General features: G+C 67.4%; 13 protein-coding genes, 1 tRNA gene and 1 other RNA gene. 8 read left to right on the top strand and 7 right to left on the bottom strand.

What is annotated here, in order from left to right; genetic code table 11:
- The first annotated feature begins 19 nt into the window (after positions 1-19).
- Positions 20-1,228, top strand: coding sequence for a cytochrome P450 (locus ACNQPB_RS07780; protein WP_498750532.1), 1,209 nt, complete (start codon positions 20-22; stop codon positions 1,226-1,228).
- Between the two features lie 36 nt (positions 1,229-1,264).
- Here the strand turns inward: ACNQPB_RS07780 and ACNQPB_RS07775 are convergent, their stop codons facing one another.
- The 4 genes from ACNQPB_RS07775 to ACNQPB_RS07760 form a co-directional block, all read right to left on the bottom strand.
- A complete protein-coding gene (locus ACNQPB_RS07775) occupies positions 1,265-1,780 on the bottom strand; it encodes a nuclear transport factor 2 family protein (protein ID WP_498750530.1) in 516 nt (171 codons plus the stop codon).
- Positions 1,781-1,885: 105 nt separating this feature from the next.
- Positions 1,886-2,371 (bottom strand): glutathione peroxidase, encoded by a 486-nt coding sequence (locus ACNQPB_RS07770; RefSeq protein ID WP_498750527.1) that lies wholly within the window; start codon positions 2,369-2,371, stop codon positions 1,886-1,888.
- 67 nt (positions 2,372-2,438) lie between these two features.
- On the bottom strand, positions 2,439-3,692 hold the full coding sequence (locus tag ACNQPB_RS07765) for a M23 family metallopeptidase (RefSeq protein WP_498750523.1): 1,254 nt from the start codon (positions 3,690-3,692) through the stop codon (positions 2,439-2,441).
- 98 nt (positions 3,693-3,790) lie between these two features.
- Positions 3,791-4,165: a MarR family winged helix-turn-helix transcriptional regulator gene (locus ACNQPB_RS07760; RefSeq protein ID WP_498750521.1), complete on the bottom strand. Its 375-nt coding sequence runs from the start codon at positions 4,163-4,165 to the stop codon at positions 3,791-3,793.
- Between the two features lie 96 nt (positions 4,166-4,261).
- Between ACNQPB_RS07760 and ACNQPB_RS07755 the strand changes: the two genes are divergently transcribed.
- Positions 4,262-5,719: an MFS transporter gene (locus ACNQPB_RS07755; protein WP_498750519.1), complete on the top strand. Its 1,458-nt coding sequence runs from the start codon at positions 4,262-4,264 to the stop codon at positions 5,717-5,719.
- Positions 5,720-5,823: 104 nt separating this feature from the next.
- On the top strand, positions 5,824-6,732 hold the full coding sequence (locus ACNQPB_RS07750) for an oxygenase MpaB family protein (RefSeq protein WP_498750517.1): 909 nt from the start codon (positions 5,824-5,826) through the stop codon (positions 6,730-6,732).
- Between the two features lie 69 nt (positions 6,733-6,801).
- Here the strand turns inward: ACNQPB_RS07750 and ACNQPB_RS07745 are convergent, their stop codons facing one another.
- A complete protein-coding gene (locus ACNQPB_RS07745; RefSeq protein ID WP_498750516.1) occupies positions 6,802-10,266 on the bottom strand; it encodes a bifunctional proline dehydrogenase/L-glutamate gamma-semialdehyde dehydrogenase in 3,465 nt (1,154 codons plus the stop codon).
- A gap of 120 nt (positions 10,267-10,386) precedes the next feature.
- Here ACNQPB_RS07745 and ACNQPB_RS07740 point away from each other — a divergent pair, with 120 nt between their 5' ends.
- A complete protein-coding gene (locus ACNQPB_RS07740) occupies positions 10,387-11,286 on the top strand; it encodes a LysR substrate-binding domain-containing protein (RefSeq protein ID WP_498750514.1) in 900 nt (299 codons plus the stop codon).
- Positions 11,287-11,347: 61 nt separating this feature from the next.
- On the opposite strand, the gene ACNQPB_RS07735 is transcribed toward ACNQPB_RS07740, so the two are convergent.
- A tRNA-Ser gene (locus ACNQPB_RS07735) sits at positions 11,348-11,432 on the bottom strand.
- Positions 11,433-11,754: 322 nt separating this feature from the next.
- Between ACNQPB_RS07735 and ACNQPB_RS07730 the strand changes: the two genes are divergently transcribed.
- Positions 11,755-12,078, top strand: coding sequence for a hypothetical protein (locus ACNQPB_RS07730; protein ID WP_498750513.1), 324 nt, complete (start codon positions 11,755-11,757; stop codon positions 12,076-12,078).
- A 55-nt stretch (positions 12,079-12,133) separates the two neighbouring features.
- Here the strand turns inward: ACNQPB_RS07730 and ACNQPB_RS07725 are convergent, their stop codons facing one another.
- Positions 12,134-13,594, bottom strand: a complete 1,461-nt coding sequence (locus ACNQPB_RS07725) for an HNH endonuclease signature motif containing protein (protein WP_498750512.1) — start codon at positions 13,592-13,594, stop codon at positions 12,134-12,136.
- Positions 13,595-13,984: 390 nt separating this feature from the next.
- Between ACNQPB_RS07725 and ffs the strand changes: the two genes are divergently transcribed.
- The 3 genes from ffs to recR all read left to right on the top strand — a co-directional run bounded on the left by ffs (position 13,985) and on the right by recR (position 17,861).
- Positions 13,985-14,081: signal recognition particle sRNA small type (gene ffs / locus ACNQPB_RS07720), an RNA gene on the top strand.
- Positions 14,082-14,115: 34 nt separating this feature from the next.
- Entirely contained in the window at positions 14,116-17,181 is a 3,066-nt protein-coding gene (locus ACNQPB_RS07715; protein WP_498750510.1) for a DNA polymerase III subunit gamma and tau, read from the top strand.
- An 80-nt stretch (positions 17,182-17,261) separates the two neighbouring features.
- Entirely contained in the window at positions 17,262-17,861 is a 600-nt protein-coding gene (gene recR / locus ACNQPB_RS07710) for a recombination mediator RecR (RefSeq protein ID WP_426302042.1), read from the top strand.
- Positions 17,862-18,069 lie beyond the last annotated feature (208 nt).

The raw sequence follows: 18,069 nt of genomic DNA, 5'->3' as shown, positions 1-18,069 counted from the left end.
AGCTCAAACGAGGACAGAGATGTCAGTGACCATGCCGCAGCAGGCACTTCCCGTCTTCACGGACGACCCCTACACCGACGAAAACCTCACCGACCCATACCCGTTGTTCGAGCGCATGCGTGCGGCCGGACCCGCCGTGTGGCTCGAGAAATACGGAGTCCCCGCCTTCGCCGGCTTCGGGGAATGCCGGGAAATCCTGGAGGACTACCGGACTTTCATCTCGGGCGCCGGGGTGGGCCCGAAGAACCTGCACAAGGAACCCGCGTGGCGGCCCCAAGGCATCCTGGAGTCCGACCCGCCCCTGCACGGCCCCATGCGGGCCGCCATGGCCGGGGTCATTTCGCCGCGCGGCGTGCGCTCGCTGCGCGCCGGGTTCGAGGCCTTCGCCAAGGAACTGGTGGAGCGCCTGATCGCCCGGGAAACCTTCGACGGCGTCACGGAATTGGCCGAAATCTTCCCCATCCGGGTGTTCGGCGACGCCGTCGGGATTCCCCGGGAGGGACGCGAAAGGAACCTGCTGCCGCACGGCGCCATGAACTTCAGCGCCTTCGGGCCCGACGACGAACGCTCCCGCTCATTCTTCGGGAAGGGCGCCGGCACCCACGAATGGGTCATGGCCAACTGCGCCCGGGAGAACCTTTCGAAGGATGGCATGGGTGCACAGATCTGGGCGGCGGCGGACCGCGGCGAGATCAGCGCGGACCAGGCCGCCCTGCTGGTGCGTGCGATGCTTTCGGCCGGCCTGGACACCACGGTGTTTTCGATCGGGAACACCCTGCAGGCGCTCGCCGCCCACCCCGGACAGTGGGCCGCGCTGCACGCCAATCCCCGGCTGGCCAAGTTCGCCATCGACGAAGCGCTGCGCTTCGAATCGCCGTTCCAGTCGTTTTTCCGGACCGCCTCCGCCGGCACTGTCTTCCACGGCGTGCCGCTGGCCGCCGGGTCCAAGGTGCTGTTGTTCGTCGGTTCCGCCAACCGGGACGCTCGCCAGTGGGGAGACACCGCGGACGAATTCCGGATCGACCGCAACGCAGGAGGGCACCTGGCCTTCGGAATGGGCATCCATCAATGCGTCGGGCAGCCGATCTCCCGCCTCGAGATGGAGGTGCTGTTCACCGAGATGGCCACCCGGATCAAGGACATCGAGCCAATCGGGGAACCGGTGCCATACCTGCACAACACCCTGCGCGGTTGGAGCTCGATCCCCTTGAAGATCACCGCGGCGTAACGCCGCACTGCCTAAAACCCACCTAAAAGAGGCCGTCTAAAAGAGGCCGTTGCCGTGCGGAAGTGACTCCGGGATCTCCGCCACGACGTCCCAGTGCTCCACGATCTTCCCGCCTTTGAGCACAGCCTCAACAAAACCCAGGACGACGGCGCGGCTCGCCTCGGTCTGTTCCGGCGCGGTGACCTCCGCCGGGCCATCGACCTGGCTCCGGCCGCTCGCTGTCTCCGCCACTACGGGCTGGAGCGCGTCCCAATGCTCGGCAAGCTTTCCGTCGGCCACCCGGAAAACATCAAAGGCGACCAACGGCAGCGGACCGAAGCCGTAATAGGTGCCGTGCATCGCGACCAGGTCGCCGTCGGCGAGCAGACGGACCGGCTCAAAACGGAAATCCGGAGGCAGCTTCTCAACCATTCCGCGCAGGAACCCAGGACCGTCGCCGGCCATGGCACTGTGCTGGCGGTAGTCTGCCGCCCACCAGCGGTCGATCGCGCTTGGGTCCCGGTCAATGAAAAGTTCCGTACCGGCCGTCTGCACCAGATCCTTGTTGTTCATCGCGGCGTCCTCCATGGCTTCCGAGCGCGGGGTGCCCGCGCAGTCACGCCCAGTGTGTTCCGGCGAGGGGCCGGTGTCGAGACCGTGTGATGGAACGGGCAGGGATCAGGCGAGCGCCTCTTCGAGCGCGCCGATCAGCTCCGCGGAATCAGGCTCGACGGCGGAACGGAAGCGGGTGAGCAACTCGCCGTCGCGGCTGACCAGGAACTTCTCGAAGTTCCACTTCACCTTCTGCAGTTCCTCGCCCTCGGCGGGACGGGTGAGCTCGGCGTACAGCGGGTGCTGCTGCTTGCCCAGCACGTTGCTCTTGCTCATCAGCGGGAACGTGACACCGAAGTTGCGCTGGCAGAATTCGGCGATCTCGGCGTCGCTGCCCTGTTCCTGCCCGCCGAACTGGTTGCACGGCACGCCCAGGATCTCGAATCCCTGGTCACGGTACTTCGCGTACAGTTCCTCCAGGCCGGCGTATTGCTTCGTGTAGCCGCAGGCGGAGGCCACGTTCACCACCAGGACGGTTTTCCCGGCGAAACGCCCGAAGTCGCCCTCCGATCCGTCATTGAAAGTGAGCGGGATGGAGTGGAGCGTGGACATGGGACTTCCTTAACAACGACGTCGGCGGGCGGCAAAGTGCCGCAGTCGAGTCTAGTCCCCCGCGGTATTAAGGGCTCGGCAGGGGGCTCGCTGTTTCCGTATTCAGTGTGGTCGCGAGCGGGGTGGGCACCAAGGGATCACTCGGGACGGGCGACGGCGGTGTTGATGTTTGCGTCGGCACCGGCACCGGAGCCGAGGTGGTCACGGGGGTCGGCAGCGGCGACGTTGTTTGCGTCGGCACCGGAGCCGGCGGAGGAGGCGTAGTCGCGGGAGGCGGCGTGGTTGTTTGCGTCGGCGTGGCCGTCGGAGTTGTTTGCGTCGGCGTCGCGGTACTGCTCGGCGTCGGCGTCGCGGTACTGCTCGGCGTCGGCGTCGGCGTCGCGGTACCGCTCGGCGTGGGCGTCGCAGTCGGCGTGGGCGTTGCCGTCGCCGCAGCACTCGGCGTCGGCGTCGGCACCACGCGGGTTTCCTGCTCGCCGCCTGTGACTTCCCGCTCGGGGGCCGCGGCCACCGGGACCGCCCAGGCCGGAGCCTCGGCTTCCGTGGTTCCCGATCCCGGGGCGAAGCTGATCATCGTGATGTTGTCGAGCGGGTCCGCCTGCCGGATCGGAATGAAGGTCCACGCCGCGGGATCGGTGTGCATACCGTTGACGATGGTCTCGAAGTGCAGGTGGCAACCCGTGGAGGAACCCGTGGTGCCCACCTTGGCGATAACCTGGCCCACCCGGACCGATTGGCCCTTCTTTACCCCGATGCCCTGCAGGTGGTTGTAGGTGGTGATGAGGCCGTTTCCATGGTCGATTTCCACCCGGTTTCCGCCACCCCATAGGTGCCAGCCGACGGCGCGGACCACGCCGGCGTCGGCGGCGTAGACACGCGTGCCACAGGGCGCTGCGAAGTCCTGGCCCCAGTGGAACTCGCCGGGCTTGCCGGTGAGCGGGTCAATGCGAAGGCCGAAGGGGGAACTGGGAACCAGATGCTCAAGGGGTGCATAGAGCTTGCCTTTGCCAGGCCTGTCCAGTTCCCGGGAAGCAACGTTGAGCAGGCGCTTGCCGCTTTTCGCGACGGTCTGGACAGTGGAACGCTCGAAGGACACGATGGCGTCCGGGCCCAGGGAGACCGGCGGTGCGTCATCCAGCAGGTACGGCCCCACGGTGCCGCTCGCGGCCGGACCGGCGTGAAACGAGGTCAGGGGCAGCGGGCCCTGCGCTCCAAAAACCAGCAACATCAGGACTCCGAAGAAGCTCCAGGACAACGATCGCCTGAAAGCCTTGGACCGCACCAAGGCCAAGCCCAGGCCGGCCTCGTGGTGTTTGCCCACTAGCACTCCCCATAAAGCTGCGTCCTCCTAGCCCGGACGCACACGCCTATTGTGACGTCACGGGGAGTGAAAAGGAACCCCTGCGGGGAGCGCTGCGATCAGCTGAGGTTTTCCTTCAGCAGCGCCCGGTGCTCGACGGCGGCCTGCTCGTGGAGCTTGCGGCCAGCAACAGTCAGTTCGAGGTAAAGGGAGCGGCGGTCGTCCGCGCAGGAATGGCGGGCCAGCAGCCCGGCTTTTTCGAGCCGGTCCACCACCTTGGAAACGGCGCTTTGCGTCATGGGGGTGCGCTCCCCCAGCGCCTTCATGCGGCAGGCGGTGTCCGAACTTTCCGCCACGAGGTCCAGGATTTCAAACTCGTTAAGGCCGATGTCGAACTTGGTCTCAAGCGCCCGGTCGATCGCACATGACGTGCGGAAATACGCGTCCTGGATGTTGCGCCATTGCTCAACCAACTGGCGGTCTGTCGTTGCCATGCCCCGATTCTAGTTCATTCCGCATTTAAATGCCACGTCATAATATTCCTCGTCATATTCCTTGTCATTGAATGACGCGTCATATAGATTGCTTCCATGACTTCGACGAACACCCTCGAAAGATCTGCCGACAAGCTCCGGAACGCCGTCAGCTGGACCCGCGCCCAGTGGCTCCTGCTGATGGTGCTCTGCACCGTCCTGGCCCTGGACGGCCTGGACGTTTCCATGGTGGGCGTCGCCCTGCCGTCCATCGGCCATGAACTGGGCCTGGGCACCGACTCGCTGCAGTGGATCGTGTCCGCCTACGTCCTCGGATACGGAAGCCTCCTGCTTCTGGGCGGCCGGCTCGCGGACCTCCTGGGCCGGCGCCGGATCTTCCTGGTCGCCCTGAGCGTCTTCGCCGCCGCCTCCCTGGTGGGCGGCCTGGTGAACGATCCCACCATCCTGATCGCCACCCGCTTCGTCAAGGGACTGGCCGCAGCCTTCACCGCACCCACAGGTTTTTCCATCATCACCACCAACTTCGCGGAAGGCCGCGAACGCAACAAGGCACTGTCCATCTTCACCACCTTCGGCGCCAGCGGCTTCTCCCTCGGCCTGGTGGTCGGCGGCCTCATGACCAGCCTCAGCTGGCGCTGGACGTTCCTCGTCTCGGTGCCGGTCGCCGTCGCCGTCGTCCTCCTCGGCCTGCGGTACATCCCCCGGGACAAGCCGACGGCGGAAAACAGCGGACACGATATCTGGGGTGCAGTGACGCTGGCCCTGGGCATGCTCGGACTGGTCTATACGCTCGTATCGGCTCCGGAAAAGGGCTGGGGATCTGTGGCAACAATCGCCGGGTTCGCAGTTTCAGCCGCGGTGCTGGCGGCGTTCGCCGTGATCGAGAACAAGGTCAAGCACCCGCTGATCCGCTTCGGCATCCTGCGTGAAGGCTGGGTGGCCAAGGCCAACCTGAGCGCGGTCGGCCTGTTCGGCTCCTACCTGAGCTTCCAGTTCATCGTCACCTTGTTCCTGCAGTCGGTGCTCGGATGGTCGCCGCTGGGCATGGCCCTGGCCCTGCTCCCCGCGGGCCTGATCGTGGCCACCAGCGCCCCGTTCGCCGACCGGCTGATCGACAGGTTCGGCGCCACCACGCTGATTCTCACCGGTCTGGTGTCACTGGGCCTGGGCTACGTGCTGTTCCTGCGGGTGGGAACCACGCCCAACTATGTCCTGGATATCCTGCCCTCGATCATCCTGCTGGGCATCGGCTTCGCGCTGGCCTTCCCGTCCATCAACGTCCAGGCGACTGCCGGGATCCGCGATTCCGAACAGGGCCTGGCCGCCGGCCTGATCCAGACCAGCACCCAGGTTGGCGCGGCCCTGGTGCTTGCCGTCACCACCGCGATCGTCAGCGGGCACGGCCACGCGGCAGGCACCGCGAGCGCGGCCGCCATGTTGGACCAGTACCGTCCGGGACTGATCCTGAGTGCCGCCGTCGCGATCGCGGCCCTGCTGGTGGCAGCCTCTCCGGGCCGCCGACGCCGGACGCTCACCGAACTGCCGGCGGCTTAGTTACGGTTTCAATTGCGGAAGGCGGTCACGGCTTGGGTGCCGTGGCCGCCTTTTGTGCCCCGTCCGCCCTTACGGAACGCCCGCAGTCTGGCACAGAATGGATGATGGTCAGCTTCATCCGGAAATGGCGGGGCGAACTGCGGACGACCTTCACCGGTCATCCGCAGGCCATCCCTGGCTGGGTGCTGGAGCTCGCCGACGGAAACGACCCGGGCTACCACCGCCCCGGCTCGGCGGTCTGGGCTGTGCACGGCTCCACGGCGACGATCATCTCGGGTATCCGGGTGCTGTTGACCCAGTCCCTGCATCCCGGGGCGCTGGCGGGGGTCTACGACCACTCCGCGTTCCAGGAAGACCCACTCGGCCGCCTGGCCGGCACCATCCGGTGGATCTTCACGGTGAGCTACGGCTCCCGGGCTGCGGCGCGGGAGGCCACGGCGCAGGTGCGGAAGGTCCACCGCTACGTGCATGGCACCTACACCGACAATGAGGGCAAGCCCCGCAGCTACTCCGCGCTCGATCCCGAACTGCTCGGCTGGGTGCACGCCACCTACGCCGATTCCTTCGTTTCGGTCCATCGCATCTGGGGCGGTCCCATCCCCGGCGGCCCCGACGAGTACGTGCGGGAATGGGCACAAGCCGGGCGGATGATGGGTGTGGTCGGCCCGCCGCAGACGCTCGCGGAGGTCAAAGAAGAAATGGACCGCTGGTACGCCTCGGGCGAACTGCGTTCGGACGCCCGGCTCCGGGAAACCGTGGAATTCATCCGCAACCCTCCCCTGGCGCCCTCCCTGCGCTCCGGGTACCGCATCCTCTTCAACGCCGCCGTGGGAAGCCTGGACCCGCGGTACCGGGAGCTGCTCGGCCTGCGGACGCCGCACCTGGGACCTGTTCCCCTGCCAACCGTGCTACCCGCCCGGCTGGTGCTCGCCGTCGTCCGCCTGGGCCTGGGACGGCAGAGTTCCAGCGAGAAGGCGGCCAGGGCGCGGCTGCGGCGGCTGGGCATGGCATAAGCCTTTAAGCGCGCGAAGCCCGGCGCCACGGCTTGCGGCGGTGGCGCCGGGCTTCTTCCTGCCGGAACGCTAGATCAGCGCATCCGAAAGGTGGTTCGGGGTTCCGAAACGGTGTGCCGTGATGCTGACGGCCTGCTCGTGCAGGAACGGCAGCATCTCGATCCGGCCGGCCGGGGTGACCTGGCCGTGGTAGACGGCGACGTCGGGCCGGCCACCCGTGGCGGCGGCCAGGGCGCTGTAGTCCCCGCCGATGAGGCGAATGCGTCCGCCGTTGATCCGGGACGCCGAGGCCAGCCAGTCGGCGTCGCTCTCGATCCGGGAGTTCACGCCAGCTCCGGCGAAGGCGGCCACGACGGCGTCGGGCAGCTCGACGGCGGAGGACACCGTGATGGCGGAGCCAGCCACCGCGCCGGCTGCGACAACGCGCAGCAGCTCGGCCAGCGGAGCGCCTTCGGACAGGCGGACGGTCACCGGGAAAGCGCGGTAGCGGAAGATGTTCCGCTCAGCGGTCAGGCCGGAGACGTCCTTGGCGGTGCCGAACTCCTGGGCCCAGGCCGCGGCGTCGCTGTGGAGGGCCTTCTGCAGGGTTTCGGCCTCCTCGGTGCTGACCGTGGTCTTGGCGGCGGCGAGGATGGCGGCGGCCGGGCCGCTAAGGGTAGCCCCGGGCTTGGTTGCGGGGTCGGCGGGAACCCAGCTGCCGAGGCCGACGAGGTAGTTCGGGCCGCCGGCCTTGGTGCCGGCGCCGACTGCGGACTTCTTCCAGCCGCCGAAGGGCTGGCGCTGCACAATTGCGCCGGTGATGCCACGGTTGACGTAGAGGTTTCCGGCCTGGATGGTCTCCAGCCAGGTGCCCATTTCCTCGGAGTCCAGCGAGTGCAGGCCGGCGGTGAGGCCGTACTCGATCTCGTTCTGGATGGCGATGGCTTCCTCGAGGGTGGCGGCGGTCATCACGCCGAGCACCGGTCCGAAGAATTCGGTGAGGTGGAAGTAGGAGCCGCGCTTGACGCCGTAACTGATGCCCGGGGACCACAGCCGGCCGGTTTCATCCAGCTTCTCCGGCTTCACGGCCCAGCTTTCGCCTTCACCGAGGGTGGTCAATGCGTGCAGCAGCTTGCCCTTGGCGGGTTCGATGATCGGGCCCATCTGGGTGATGGCCTGGTCAGGGTAGCCAACCTGCAGGGAGCGGGCGGCATCCAGGAGCTGGTTGCGGAAGCGGGTGGAGGTGGCCACGGAGCCCACCAGGATCACCAGCGAAGCGGCCGAGCACTTCTGGCCGGCGTGGCCGAAGGCGGACTGCACGACGTCCTTGGCCGCGAGGTCCAGGTCTGCGTGCGGGGTGACGATGATCGCGTTCTTGCCGGAGGTTTCGGCCAGCAGCGGCAGGTCCTTGCGGAAGGATCGGAACAGTTCGGCGGTTTCGTAGCCGCCGGTCAGGATCACGCGGTCCACATCCGGGTGGGACACCAGCTGGGTGCCGAGCTCACGTTCTTCGAGCTGCACGAGCGCCAGCACTTCGCGCGGCACACCGGCTTCCCACAGGGCGTCCACCATGACGGAGCCGGAGCGGCGGGCCTGCTTTGCGGGCTTGATGATGACGGCGGAGCCCGCGGCGAGTGCCGCAAGGGTGGAGCCGGCGGGGATGGCGACCGGGAAGTTCCACGGCGGAGTCACGACGGTGAGCTTCGCGGGGACGAACGTGGCGCCGTCGACCGTTTCCAGGTCCTTGGCACGCTCGGCGTAGTAGTGCGCGAAGTCGACCGCTTCGCTGACTTCCGGATCCCCCTGTTCGATGGTCTTGCCGGTTTCGGAGGCCATGACCTCCAGCAGTTCGGCGCGGCGGGCGTCCAGGATGTCGCCGGCGCGGTGCAGGATCGCGGCACGCTCCGCGGCAGGCAGGGCTCCCCACGTTTCTGCTGCGGAGACGGCGGTGGCGATGATGCGGTCCAGCTCTTCTGCCGTGGCGACCTTGGTGGACTCGACAACGTCGTTGCCGGCGGTGGAACCCGGGATGCGCTCGAGGATGGCGCGACCCCAGGCGCGGTTGGCCGGGAGGGCGGGGTCGGTGTCCGGGGTGTTGACGAAGCCTTCGCGCGGCGCCGGGACAGGCGCCTGGTTGCGGTCCTGGGTGCGGTTCGGCGCAGGTACGGAGTCGTCCAGCTCCGCGAGGGAGGCGAAGAAGCGCTGCTTTTCGCGCTCGAACAGGGCTTCGTTTTCGCTGAGTTCGAAGACCGCGGACATGAAGTTGTCCTGGCTGGCGCCTTCTTCGAGGCGGCGGATCAGGTAGGCAATGGCGACGTCGAACTCACCCGGGTGCACCACCGGGGTGTACAGCAGGAGGCTGCCCACGTCCTTGCGCACCGCGGTCGCCTGGCCGGTGGCCATGCCGAGGAGCATTTCGAATTCGATGCCTCCGGTGACGCCGCGTTCCTTGGCCAGCAGCCAGGAGAAGGCGATGTCAAAGAGGTTGTGGCCGGCGACGCCGATGCGGACGGCGTCGATGTGCTCCGGGGTGAATGCGTAGTTCAGGACGCTCTTGTAGCTGGTGTCCGAGTCCTGCTTGGAGCCCCAGGTGGCCAGCGGCCAGCCCTGGATGGAGGCCTGGACCTGTTCCATGGGCAGGTTGGCGCCCTTGACCACACGGACCTTGATGGGGGCGCCGCCGTTGGCGCGGCGTGCAGCGGCCCATTCCTGCAGGTCCTGCATGGCGGCCAGGGCGTCCGGCAGGTAGGCCTGCAGCACAATGCCGGCTTCGAGGTCCTTGAACTCGGGCTTGTCCAGGATCTTCTTGAACACAGCCATGGTGAGGCTGAGGTCCTTGTATTCCTCCATGTCAAGGTTGATGAACTTGGACTTGGACTCGGCCAGGCGGTACAGCGGGGTGAGCTTCTCCACCACGTGGTCCACGGCTTCGTCGAAGGCCCAGAGCGGGTGCGGGGCCACGGTGGAGGATTCCTTGATGGAGACGTAGTCGACGTCGTCACGCGCCAGCAGCTTGAGGGTTCCCTCGAGGCGGCGGTCAGCTTCGTGCTCGCCCAGCACGGCTTCGCCGAGCAGGTTGATGTTGAGGTGGACGCCGTCCTTCTTGATCTTGGCGATGGCGGGGCCGAGCTTGGCGTCCGTGGCGTCCACGATCAGGTGGCCGACCATCTCGCGCAGGACCTTGCGGGCGATAGGGATGACCACCTGCGGCAGGACCGGGGCCATGATGCCGCCGGTGCGCACGGCGGCGCGCATGTACCAGGGGAGGAACGCCGGAACCTTCGGGGCGAGCTTGGCCAAGTTGCGGCCGGCGACGGAGAGGTCCTCGGGGCGGATGACGCCGTCGACGAATCCGACAGTGAAGTCCAGGCCGTTGGGGTCCTTCAGGACGCCGGCAAGGCGCTGGGCGGAGACGTCGACGGGAACTTTCGAGGCTTCGGTGAGCCAGTGGCGGACCAAGGCGGTGGCTTCATTGCCGAGTTCCTGGAAGTGTCCGGCGTCCGGAAGACCGTGGTTTCCGGCGGCGGCGCGGGATTCCCGGGTTGGTGTGCTCATGCGCGTATTTCCTTAGGGATGGTGCTTCGTTTCCACCAGTATGGATCTACAATCAGATTAGGAAAAGCGAACTTTTCCGAACGATATTCATTAAAGTTTCCGAGCATTTTTGGAGGGTCCATGCTGGACGTCCGGCGGCTTCGATTGCTGCATGAACTGAAGATCCGAGGGACCTTGGCCGAGGTGGCGGACGCCATGAAGTACAGCCCGTCGTCGGTTTCCCAGCAGCTGACTTTGCTGGAGAAGGAGGCCGGCGTGGAGCTGCTGCGCAAATCCGGCCGCCGGGTGCAGCTCACCCCGCAGGCGGAGATCCTGGTGGAGCACGCGGCGTCCGTGCTGGCCACCTTGGAGCGGGCGGAGACGGATCTCGCTGCCTCACTGTCTTCGGTTACCGGCACGGTGCGGCTGGCGGTGTTCCAATCGGCGGCACTGGCCCTCATGCCGGACTTCCTCACGTCCATGCGCGCGGAGTATCCCGAGGTCCGGGTCGAGATGACCCAGCGCGAGCCCGAAACCGCGCTCTACGAAACCTGGGCGCGGGACTTCGACATCGTCGTGGCGGAGCAGTACCCCGGCCATGCCGCGCCGCACCATCCGGGCCTTGACCGCGCCACCCTGACCAGCGACGCCATCCGGCTGGCCACCCCTCCCGTGGGGCTGGGCGGGGAAACCATCACGTCCCTGGCGGACACCGCTGCACTCCCATGGGTCATGGAGCCGCACGGCGCGGCATCCCGGCACTGGGCCGAGCAGGCCTGCCGTTCCGCGGGCTTCGAACCGGACGTGCGCTACGAAACCGCGGACCTCCAGGCCCAGATCCGGCTGATCGAGTCCGGAAACGCCGTCGCGCTCATGCCGGACCTCGTCTGGACGGGGCGCGAGAAATCGGTGCAGCTGCTGGAGCTGCCCGAGCTACCGCACCGCACCATCTTCACGTCGACGCGCAAGGCCGGACGCATCCACCCCGCCATCCTGGCCTGCCGTGAGGTGCTGGAGCGGGTGGCGGCCGCGCGGAGCTGAGTGGATTCGCACCGTTAACGCAAAGGGCCCCGGCTCCCTCGAAAGGGACCGGGGCCAAACGCGGAGAATGGGGGATTTGAACCCCCGAGGGCGTTAACCCAACACGCGTTCCAGGCGTGCGCCATAGGCCGCTAGGCGAATTCTCCATTGCTTCTGAATCAAAAGCAGGTCTTACTGTACCTGAGATTTCCGGCATCTCCCAATCGGGCTGCCCGGCCTGCTCCTGCGGGGCCGCTTCGCGCATTAACGAAAAAATGGACGCCCCCAATGCGCCCATTCCTGCGGTACTCCGTTGAGACGCCGGGTCCGGTCTCCCCAACAGGCCCTACGCCTCACAACCTTGAGATTGCCCCAATCGGTGTACATACCAATGTTCCGCTGAGACCCTCTGGTTTGGCAATGGAAATTAGAAACCATCCTTTGACCTGTTTCCCCGCGTGTTTGCGCGGCCGCTGGCAGGATGGTGGCATGAGCCAACTCCACGCACTGGTGGTCTACGTTCCGCTCCCACACAGCGAGAAGCTGTTGGCTGCCATCGGGGACGCCGGCGCCGGCCGCATCGGCGACTACAGCCACTGCGCGTTCACCACCCCGGGCACCGGCCACTTCACTCCCCTGGCCGGGGCACAACCGTTCATCGGAGCTGTGAACGAACCCGAGCAGGTGCCCGAACTCCGGATCGAGTGCGTCGTAGAGGAGGAAGTGCTCGACGGCGTGGTCCGGGCCTTGCGCGCGGCGCACCCCTACGAGGAGCCCGCTTTCATGACCTGGCCGGTGAAGGGGTGGCGGTAGGCGCCGGCCCGGATAAGCGCGGGCATGGATCAACCACCTGTTGCCCCATTGACGATCAGAAGGGCGGTGGGTCGGTTGCATGACCCGGCTCGCCGGCATCTCCACGGGCCCGTCTTGAGCTGTGCGCGCCGGCTGTGGACGTCGGGGGTATGGGTGGGTGGTCGGTGTGTTTTCGGCCGGTGGGGCTGGTCCACTCCAAGTCCCCGGCTCCGGTCTGCCGGGTTGTCCAGCGCGAGTGATGCTTGAGCGTGTGGTGGCGGCGGCAGAGTCCGGCGAGGTTGGCAGCTTCGGTGGTCCCCCCGAGCGCGGCGTCGTATGTGTGGTCGAGGTCCAGTTCGCGGGCTTTGATCCCGCAACCGGGGAAACGGCAGCGTGAATCCCGGGCCGTGAGGAGGCGTTTGAGGTCTTCGCCGGGTCTGTATCTGTCCACGGCCAGGACCGCGCCGGTGACCGGGTCAGTCAGGACCCTGTTCCAGCCCGTGGCTTGCCCGGCGAGGATCCTCGCCGTGGCGGGGTCGATGGGGTGGCGTCCGTCGAGTTCGGCCGGAACTTGGGTGGATGCAGCTTCGCGCACAATGGCTTGGGCCTCAGCGGCTTGGGTGGAGTCGTCCACGGCGGAGGGTTCGCGCTCGATCAGGGTCAGCACGGGGACGGTGACATCCACGCGGGCGGTGATGCCTGCCAGGAGTCCGTCCGGGGTGTCGTGCCCGGTGGGGGCGCCGCGGAGCAACAGGTCTGCGAGCAGATCGGCGCGGAGTTGATCGGTGTTCCGAGGCAGGACAGCGGTCCCGGTCCGATGGGTGGCCCGGGTTTGGCTGTCTTCGGCCAATTCAGCATGTACACGCGCCATCTGCGTGAGCCTGTCGTGGATGCCGTAGGCCACCGCTGCGGGCAGGACGGCGGCGAGTTCGGCCATGCCGTCGGGCAAAGGCGTGACCCGGACACGCCGTTCCCCGGCCGCCCGTTCATGCCGGGTGGCCAACGGTTCGGGCTGGGCTTTCTCGGCTTCCCGGACGGCCAGGCGCCGGACACGGGCCGGCGCCTCCCGTTCCGCGCACGGCACCACCACGGCCTCGTACCGGGCCAACGCGGCGGGATCGTCCAAGGGCGTGCCGGCGTCCTGGATGATCCGGGCGTGGGCCAGGCCGATCCGGCCCTGCGCCAAGGCCCCGAACGTTGCCGGGAAGCGGTCCAGCAGCTCGACCGCCTGGCACATCTGCCGCTGTATGGTGCGGTCGTTGGCGCGGGTCGCCGTCCCGATCTCGGCCGCCACCGCACGCTGCGCCAGCTCCACCGAATCCCACCGGGCGGTGTTGAATCCTGGCGGCCGGGCGCCGCTCATCACGTCCGCTACCCGCGACGCCAGGCCGAGGGTGTACTCCCGCAGGCCCTGCAAGCTGGCGATCGCTGATTCCAGGGACACCAATGTGGAGACCAGACCATCCAGCACCTGCAAAGGGTCGGGCCCCGCATCGGGGTGCGGTGCCCTCGCGCTCAGGTTGCTGGTGATCTCCATGGATCCATCCCATCACCGACCGCTGACATTATTGGCAGTCACCAAACTTGCCCGCCTCCGGTCAGGCGAAAATCACCGCATACACGTCAGTGGTGTCGAAGCCCCGGAAGACACCGACATCGACCTAAAGCTGACGACGGCGAAGCAGGACCCGTGTAAGGCAGCCGCCGGGGTCCCCGCCGGGGTCCCCGCCGAGATCGAATCGGCTGACGTGGCCATCTACCCCCCTGCTGGTGGAGGACATTGAAGCGCGGACCTGGGAGGTCACCGTGACCTCCGGGATCGGCACGACCATGTCCTTCGGAATCGCGGCGGAGACCATCGCTTCGCTCTAGTTTCTGTTGCCCGACGCCGGATTCGAGTGCCGCTGAAAGTTCGGGTAAGCTGGTCTGCGGCCCCTCATGTGGCGTCATCCTGTTGAACTCCCCCAGGACCGGAAGGTAGCAAGGGTAGATGGGCTCTGGCGGGTGCATGAGGGGTCACTTACTTTAAATGTCAGTCCCTACCGCTAGGTTTTCCCTGTGACTGTTACTACTGCCCTTTACCGCAGGTACCGCCCGGATTCGTTCGCGGACGTTATCGGGCAGGAACATGTCACGGAGCCGCTCATGACGGCGCTGCGCAAGAACCGCGTCAACCACGCCTACCTTTTTTCCGGCCCGCGCGGCTGCGGCAAAACCACCTCAGCCCGTATCCTGGCCCGTTGCCTCAACTGCGCCGAGGGGCCCACGGACACCCCGTGCGGCAAGTGCAACAGCTGCGTCGAACTCGCCCGCGGCGGTTCCGGTTCCCTTGACGTCATCGAGATCGACGCCGCCAGCCACGGCGGTGTGGACGACGCCCGCGATCTCCGCGAACGTGCCACCTTCGCCCCGGTGCGGGACCGCTACAAAATCTTCATCATCGACGAAGCCCACATGGTCACCTCGGCCGGCTTCAACGCGCTCCTGAAAATCGTCGAGGAGCCGCCGGAACACATCAAGTTCATCTTCGCCACCACGGAGCCGGACAAGGTGATCGGCACCATCCGCTCCCGCACGCACCACTACCCCTTCCGCCTGGTGCCGCCGGAACCGCTCATGGCCTACCTTGAGCAGCTCTGCGCCGCGGAGAACGTGCCCGTGGCCCCGGGTGTCCTGTCGCTCGTGATCCGTGCCGGCGGCGGTTCCGTCCGCGACTCCTTGTCCGTGCTGGACCAGCTCATGGCCGGCGCCGGAAGCAACGGGCTGGACTACGAGCTCGCCGTCGCGCTGCTGGGTTACACGCACGCTTCGCTGCTGGACGACGTCGTCGAGGCAGTTGCCGCGGGCGACTCCGCCACAGTCTTCCGCGCGGTGGACCGGGTCATCCAGACCGGGCACGATCCCCGCCGCTTCGTCGAGGACCTGCTGGAGCGCTTCCGCGACCTCATCATCGTCCAGGCCATGCCGGAGAGCGCCCGCGCCATCCTGCGCGGCATGCCGGAGGACCAGATCGCCCGCATGCAGGGTCAGGCCAGCGCCCTCGGTGCCGCTGAGCTCTCCCGCGCGGCGGACGTCACCAACACCGCGCTCACCGAAATGACCGGCGCCACCTCGCCGCGGCTGCAGCTTGAGCTGTTGTGCGCACGCATTCTGCTGCCCAGCGCCGACCAGACCGAGCGGGGAATCGCCGCCCGGATCGACCGTGTGGAGCGGCGCCTCAGCTACGGCGGCGCGCTTCCCGCTCCCGGCGGCGCCCCGGTTCCAGCCGGCGCCCCGGCGGAGGCGCTTGCGCCCGCTATTCCGGTCCAAACTATTCCCGTTCAGGCAGCCGCACAAGCGCCGGCAGTTCCGATTCAGGGCCCGACGCCGGAGCCCGCGCAGGTACCGCCCGCAGCTGCGGTTCCGGCCGCCTCAGTCCCGGAGACCGCCCGGGCGGCCGCCGCCGAGATGCCGGCCGCCGAGGCTCCGGCCGCTCCAAGCCGGGTCTCCGCCCCCCGGGTCACCACCAGCGACTGGCCCAGCGAGGAGAGCAACCCGCAGCCTTCGGCCGCACGCGAACCGCAGCAAGCTGCGGCTGCTCCGGCAGCGGCTGCACCCGCGGCCCCGCAGGCTCCGGCCGCGCCGATTGCCCAGCCGCCCGCTGCCCCTGCCCCTGCCCCCACCGGAAGTGCCGACGTCGAGGTGGTCCGCCGCGCCTGGCAGGACATCCTCCAGACACTCAGCAAGATCAAGCGAAGCAGCTGGGCTTTGGTCGGCGCCAACGCACAGGTGGCACGATTCGATGGTCAGACGCTGGTCCTGTCGTTCAGCACGGACGGCCTGGCCACCGCGTTCAGCCGGGCCGACCATGCGGAGAACCTTCGCCAGGCGATCCACAAGACCATCGGCATCGACTGCCAGATCACCGCCATCGCAGGCAGCAACAGTTCAGGGAGCTCTGCGCCAAACCCAAAAGCACCGGCTAACCCGGAAGCCCCGGCACAGGTGCCGGCGGCCGCGCCCGCCATGCCCGCTGCTTCCGCTGTGCCCGCGCCGTCCGAGGTGGACACCGCCTGGGGTCTCGCGCCCGCGGGTAGTTCTGTGCCCCCGGGTAGTTCTGTGCCCGGTTCCGGTCCCCTTTCCAACGCCGGTGCGGTTTCCGCGCCCGATTCTGCACCCGATCCTGCACCGCGGCAGGAGCCCTCTGCTGCGAGCTCAGCCGTGCCTGTGTCCAGCCCATCATTCGACCGGTCCGACGCGCCCGACACCAAACCAAATGACACCCAGCCTTCGCAGCAGGCTGCCGATCAGCCGCCGTCCGGGGACTACTCCTATTCCGACGACGACTGGGGTCCCCCGCTCGACGAAGATGCCCCGCCGCTGGACGAAGAACCGCCCATGGACTGGGTTCCGCCGTCGGACTCCGGCTGGGGGTCCGTGTCCGCAGCAGCGACCACGCAGCCTGCCGTCGCCGCTCCTTCGGCTGCCGCCGTTCCTTCTTCAGCTGCCGCCGCCGCTCCTGCTGAGACCGCCGACGTCACACGGGAGGCCGCACCCGGGTCTGACACCTCGAATGACCCTTGGTCCCGCGCGGTGGAGCAGTCCCCGGGCTCGTGGGTGGTGGGCACCGCCAGCAATGTCGGGACCCAAGTCCCGGCTGATTCAACACCGGACAGCACAACACCAGACCAGACGCAGCCCTCACAGGCCGGCATCAATTCCGGCACGCCGGTGTACGAGCCTGCCGCGGCGCAGGTGCCTGCCCGGCCCCAGGTCCAGCAGGCTCCCGCATCGGCCCCTCCCGCGCCGGCCGCCCCCGCATCGGTCTCCCCCGCTCATGCCCAGCCCCAGGCGAACAGTTGGGCGATGGTTCCGGCGTCCGCAGCCGAGGTCGGTGGCAACGTTGCCGGCAAGCAGAGCCTCTATCAGCGGCTTTCGAACAGCCCGGAAGCCCTTGCCGGACGCATCCAGGTGCCCGCCAGGGCGGCAAGCGCGACGGCCACGATGGTCGAGGACGTCCCGAGCGCAGATGACGAGACCATCGAGGAATCGGGCGTGTTTGGCCGGGCCGCCGTCGAGCGTATTCTGGGCGGGAGACTCTTGGAAGAGCGTTCCCTCGACGGCACTCCCCTGATGCGCCGCTGACCGCCGCCGGTCACCGTCCGCCAACAAAAACCCTACTGAACGCCGCCACTGAACACGGCCATTGAACAAGCGAGGACATTGTGTACGAAGGTGCAGTTCAAGAGCTGATCGACGAGCTCGGCCGGCTCCCCGGCGTCGGCCCGAAGTCGGCCCAGCGCCTTGCCTTCCACATCCTTGAGGCCGACCCCGAGGACATGAAACGCCTGGTCGCTGCCATCACCACCGTCAAGGAACGCGTGAAGTTCTGCACCATCTGCGGAAACGTCACCGAGCAGGAAACCTGCAACATCTGCCGCGACCCGCGGCGGGACCCGTCGGTGATCTGCGTCGTCGAAGAATCCAAGGACGTGCTCGCCGTCGAACGGACCCGCTCCTTCCGCGGCCGATACCACGTGCTGGGCGGGGCCATCAATCCGATCGCCGGCATCGGCCCGGAACAGCTGCGGATCCGCGAACTCCTGACGCGACTCAACGACGGCGCCGTCCAGGAAATCATCATCGCCACAGACCCCAACCTCGAAGGCGAAGCGACGGCCACCTACCTTGCCCGCATGCTGAAGACGATCGGTATCACCGTCACCCGGCTCGCCTCAGGCCTGCCGGTGGGCGGGGATCTCGAATACGCCGACGAAGTCACCCTGGGCCGCGCCTTCGAGGGCCGCCGCAACGCCCTGTCCTGATTCAGGCGGCCGGGTTGGCCGTGGCATTGCTTACCGTCTGCCCCCATTTAGCCCGGCCCTAATCCAAGGACGTTCCCTCCCGGTTGCCCAGCGATGGGGCCATCCCGGGCGTCGAAACCCCTGGAGTTCCGGGCCGCTTTTTGACTGGAAGCCAAAGCAAGTGGGAGGGAACGTCACGCCCGGCCCCTATGCCCGTGACGTTCCCTCC

It is taken from the genome of Curtobacterium sp. LFS079, assembly GCF_047977865.1.
Lineage (GTDB): Bacteria > Actinomycetota > Actinomycetes > Actinomycetales > Micrococcaceae > Arthrobacter.
Note: the sequence above shows the minus strand (reverse complement) of the source record. Positions and strands in the feature narration are given on the sequence as shown.

Bases quoted from the DNA above. Each gene is read 5' to 3' on its own strand.
- ACNQPB_RS07780 (WP_498750532.1), top strand. From the start codon at position 20: ATGTCAGTGACCATGCCGCAGCAGGCACTTCCCGTCTTCACGGACGAC.
- ACNQPB_RS07775 (WP_498750530.1), bottom strand. From the start codon at position 1,780: ATGAACAACAAGGATCTGGTGCAGACGGCCGGTACGGAACTTTTCATT.
- ACNQPB_RS07770 (WP_498750527.1), bottom strand. From the start codon at position 2,371: ATGTCCACGCTCCACTCCATCCCGCTCACTTTCAATGACGGATCGGAG.
- ACNQPB_RS07760 (WP_498750521.1), bottom strand. From the start codon at position 4,165: ATGGCAACGACAGACCGCCAGTTGGTTGAGCAATGGCGCAACATCCAG.
- ACNQPB_RS07755 (WP_498750519.1), top strand. From the start codon at position 4,262: ATGACTTCGACGAACACCCTCGAAAGATCTGCCGACAAGCTCCGGAAC.
- ACNQPB_RS07750 (WP_498750517.1), top strand. From the start codon at position 5,824: ATGGTCAGCTTCATCCGGAAATGGCGGGGCGAACTGCGGACGACCTTC.
- ACNQPB_RS07745 (WP_498750516.1), bottom strand. From the start codon at position 10,266: ATGAGCACACCAACCCGGGAATCCCGCGCCGCCGCCGGAAACCACGGT.
- ACNQPB_RS07740 (WP_498750514.1), top strand. From the start codon at position 10,387: ATGCTGGACGTCCGGCGGCTTCGATTGCTGCATGAACTGAAGATCCGA.
- ACNQPB_RS07730 (WP_498750513.1), top strand. From the start codon at position 11,755: ATGAGCCAACTCCACGCACTGGTGGTCTACGTTCCGCTCCCACACAGC.
- ACNQPB_RS07725 (WP_498750512.1), bottom strand. From the start codon at position 13,594: ATGGAGATCACCAGCAACCTGAGCGCGAGGGCACCGCACCCCGATGCG.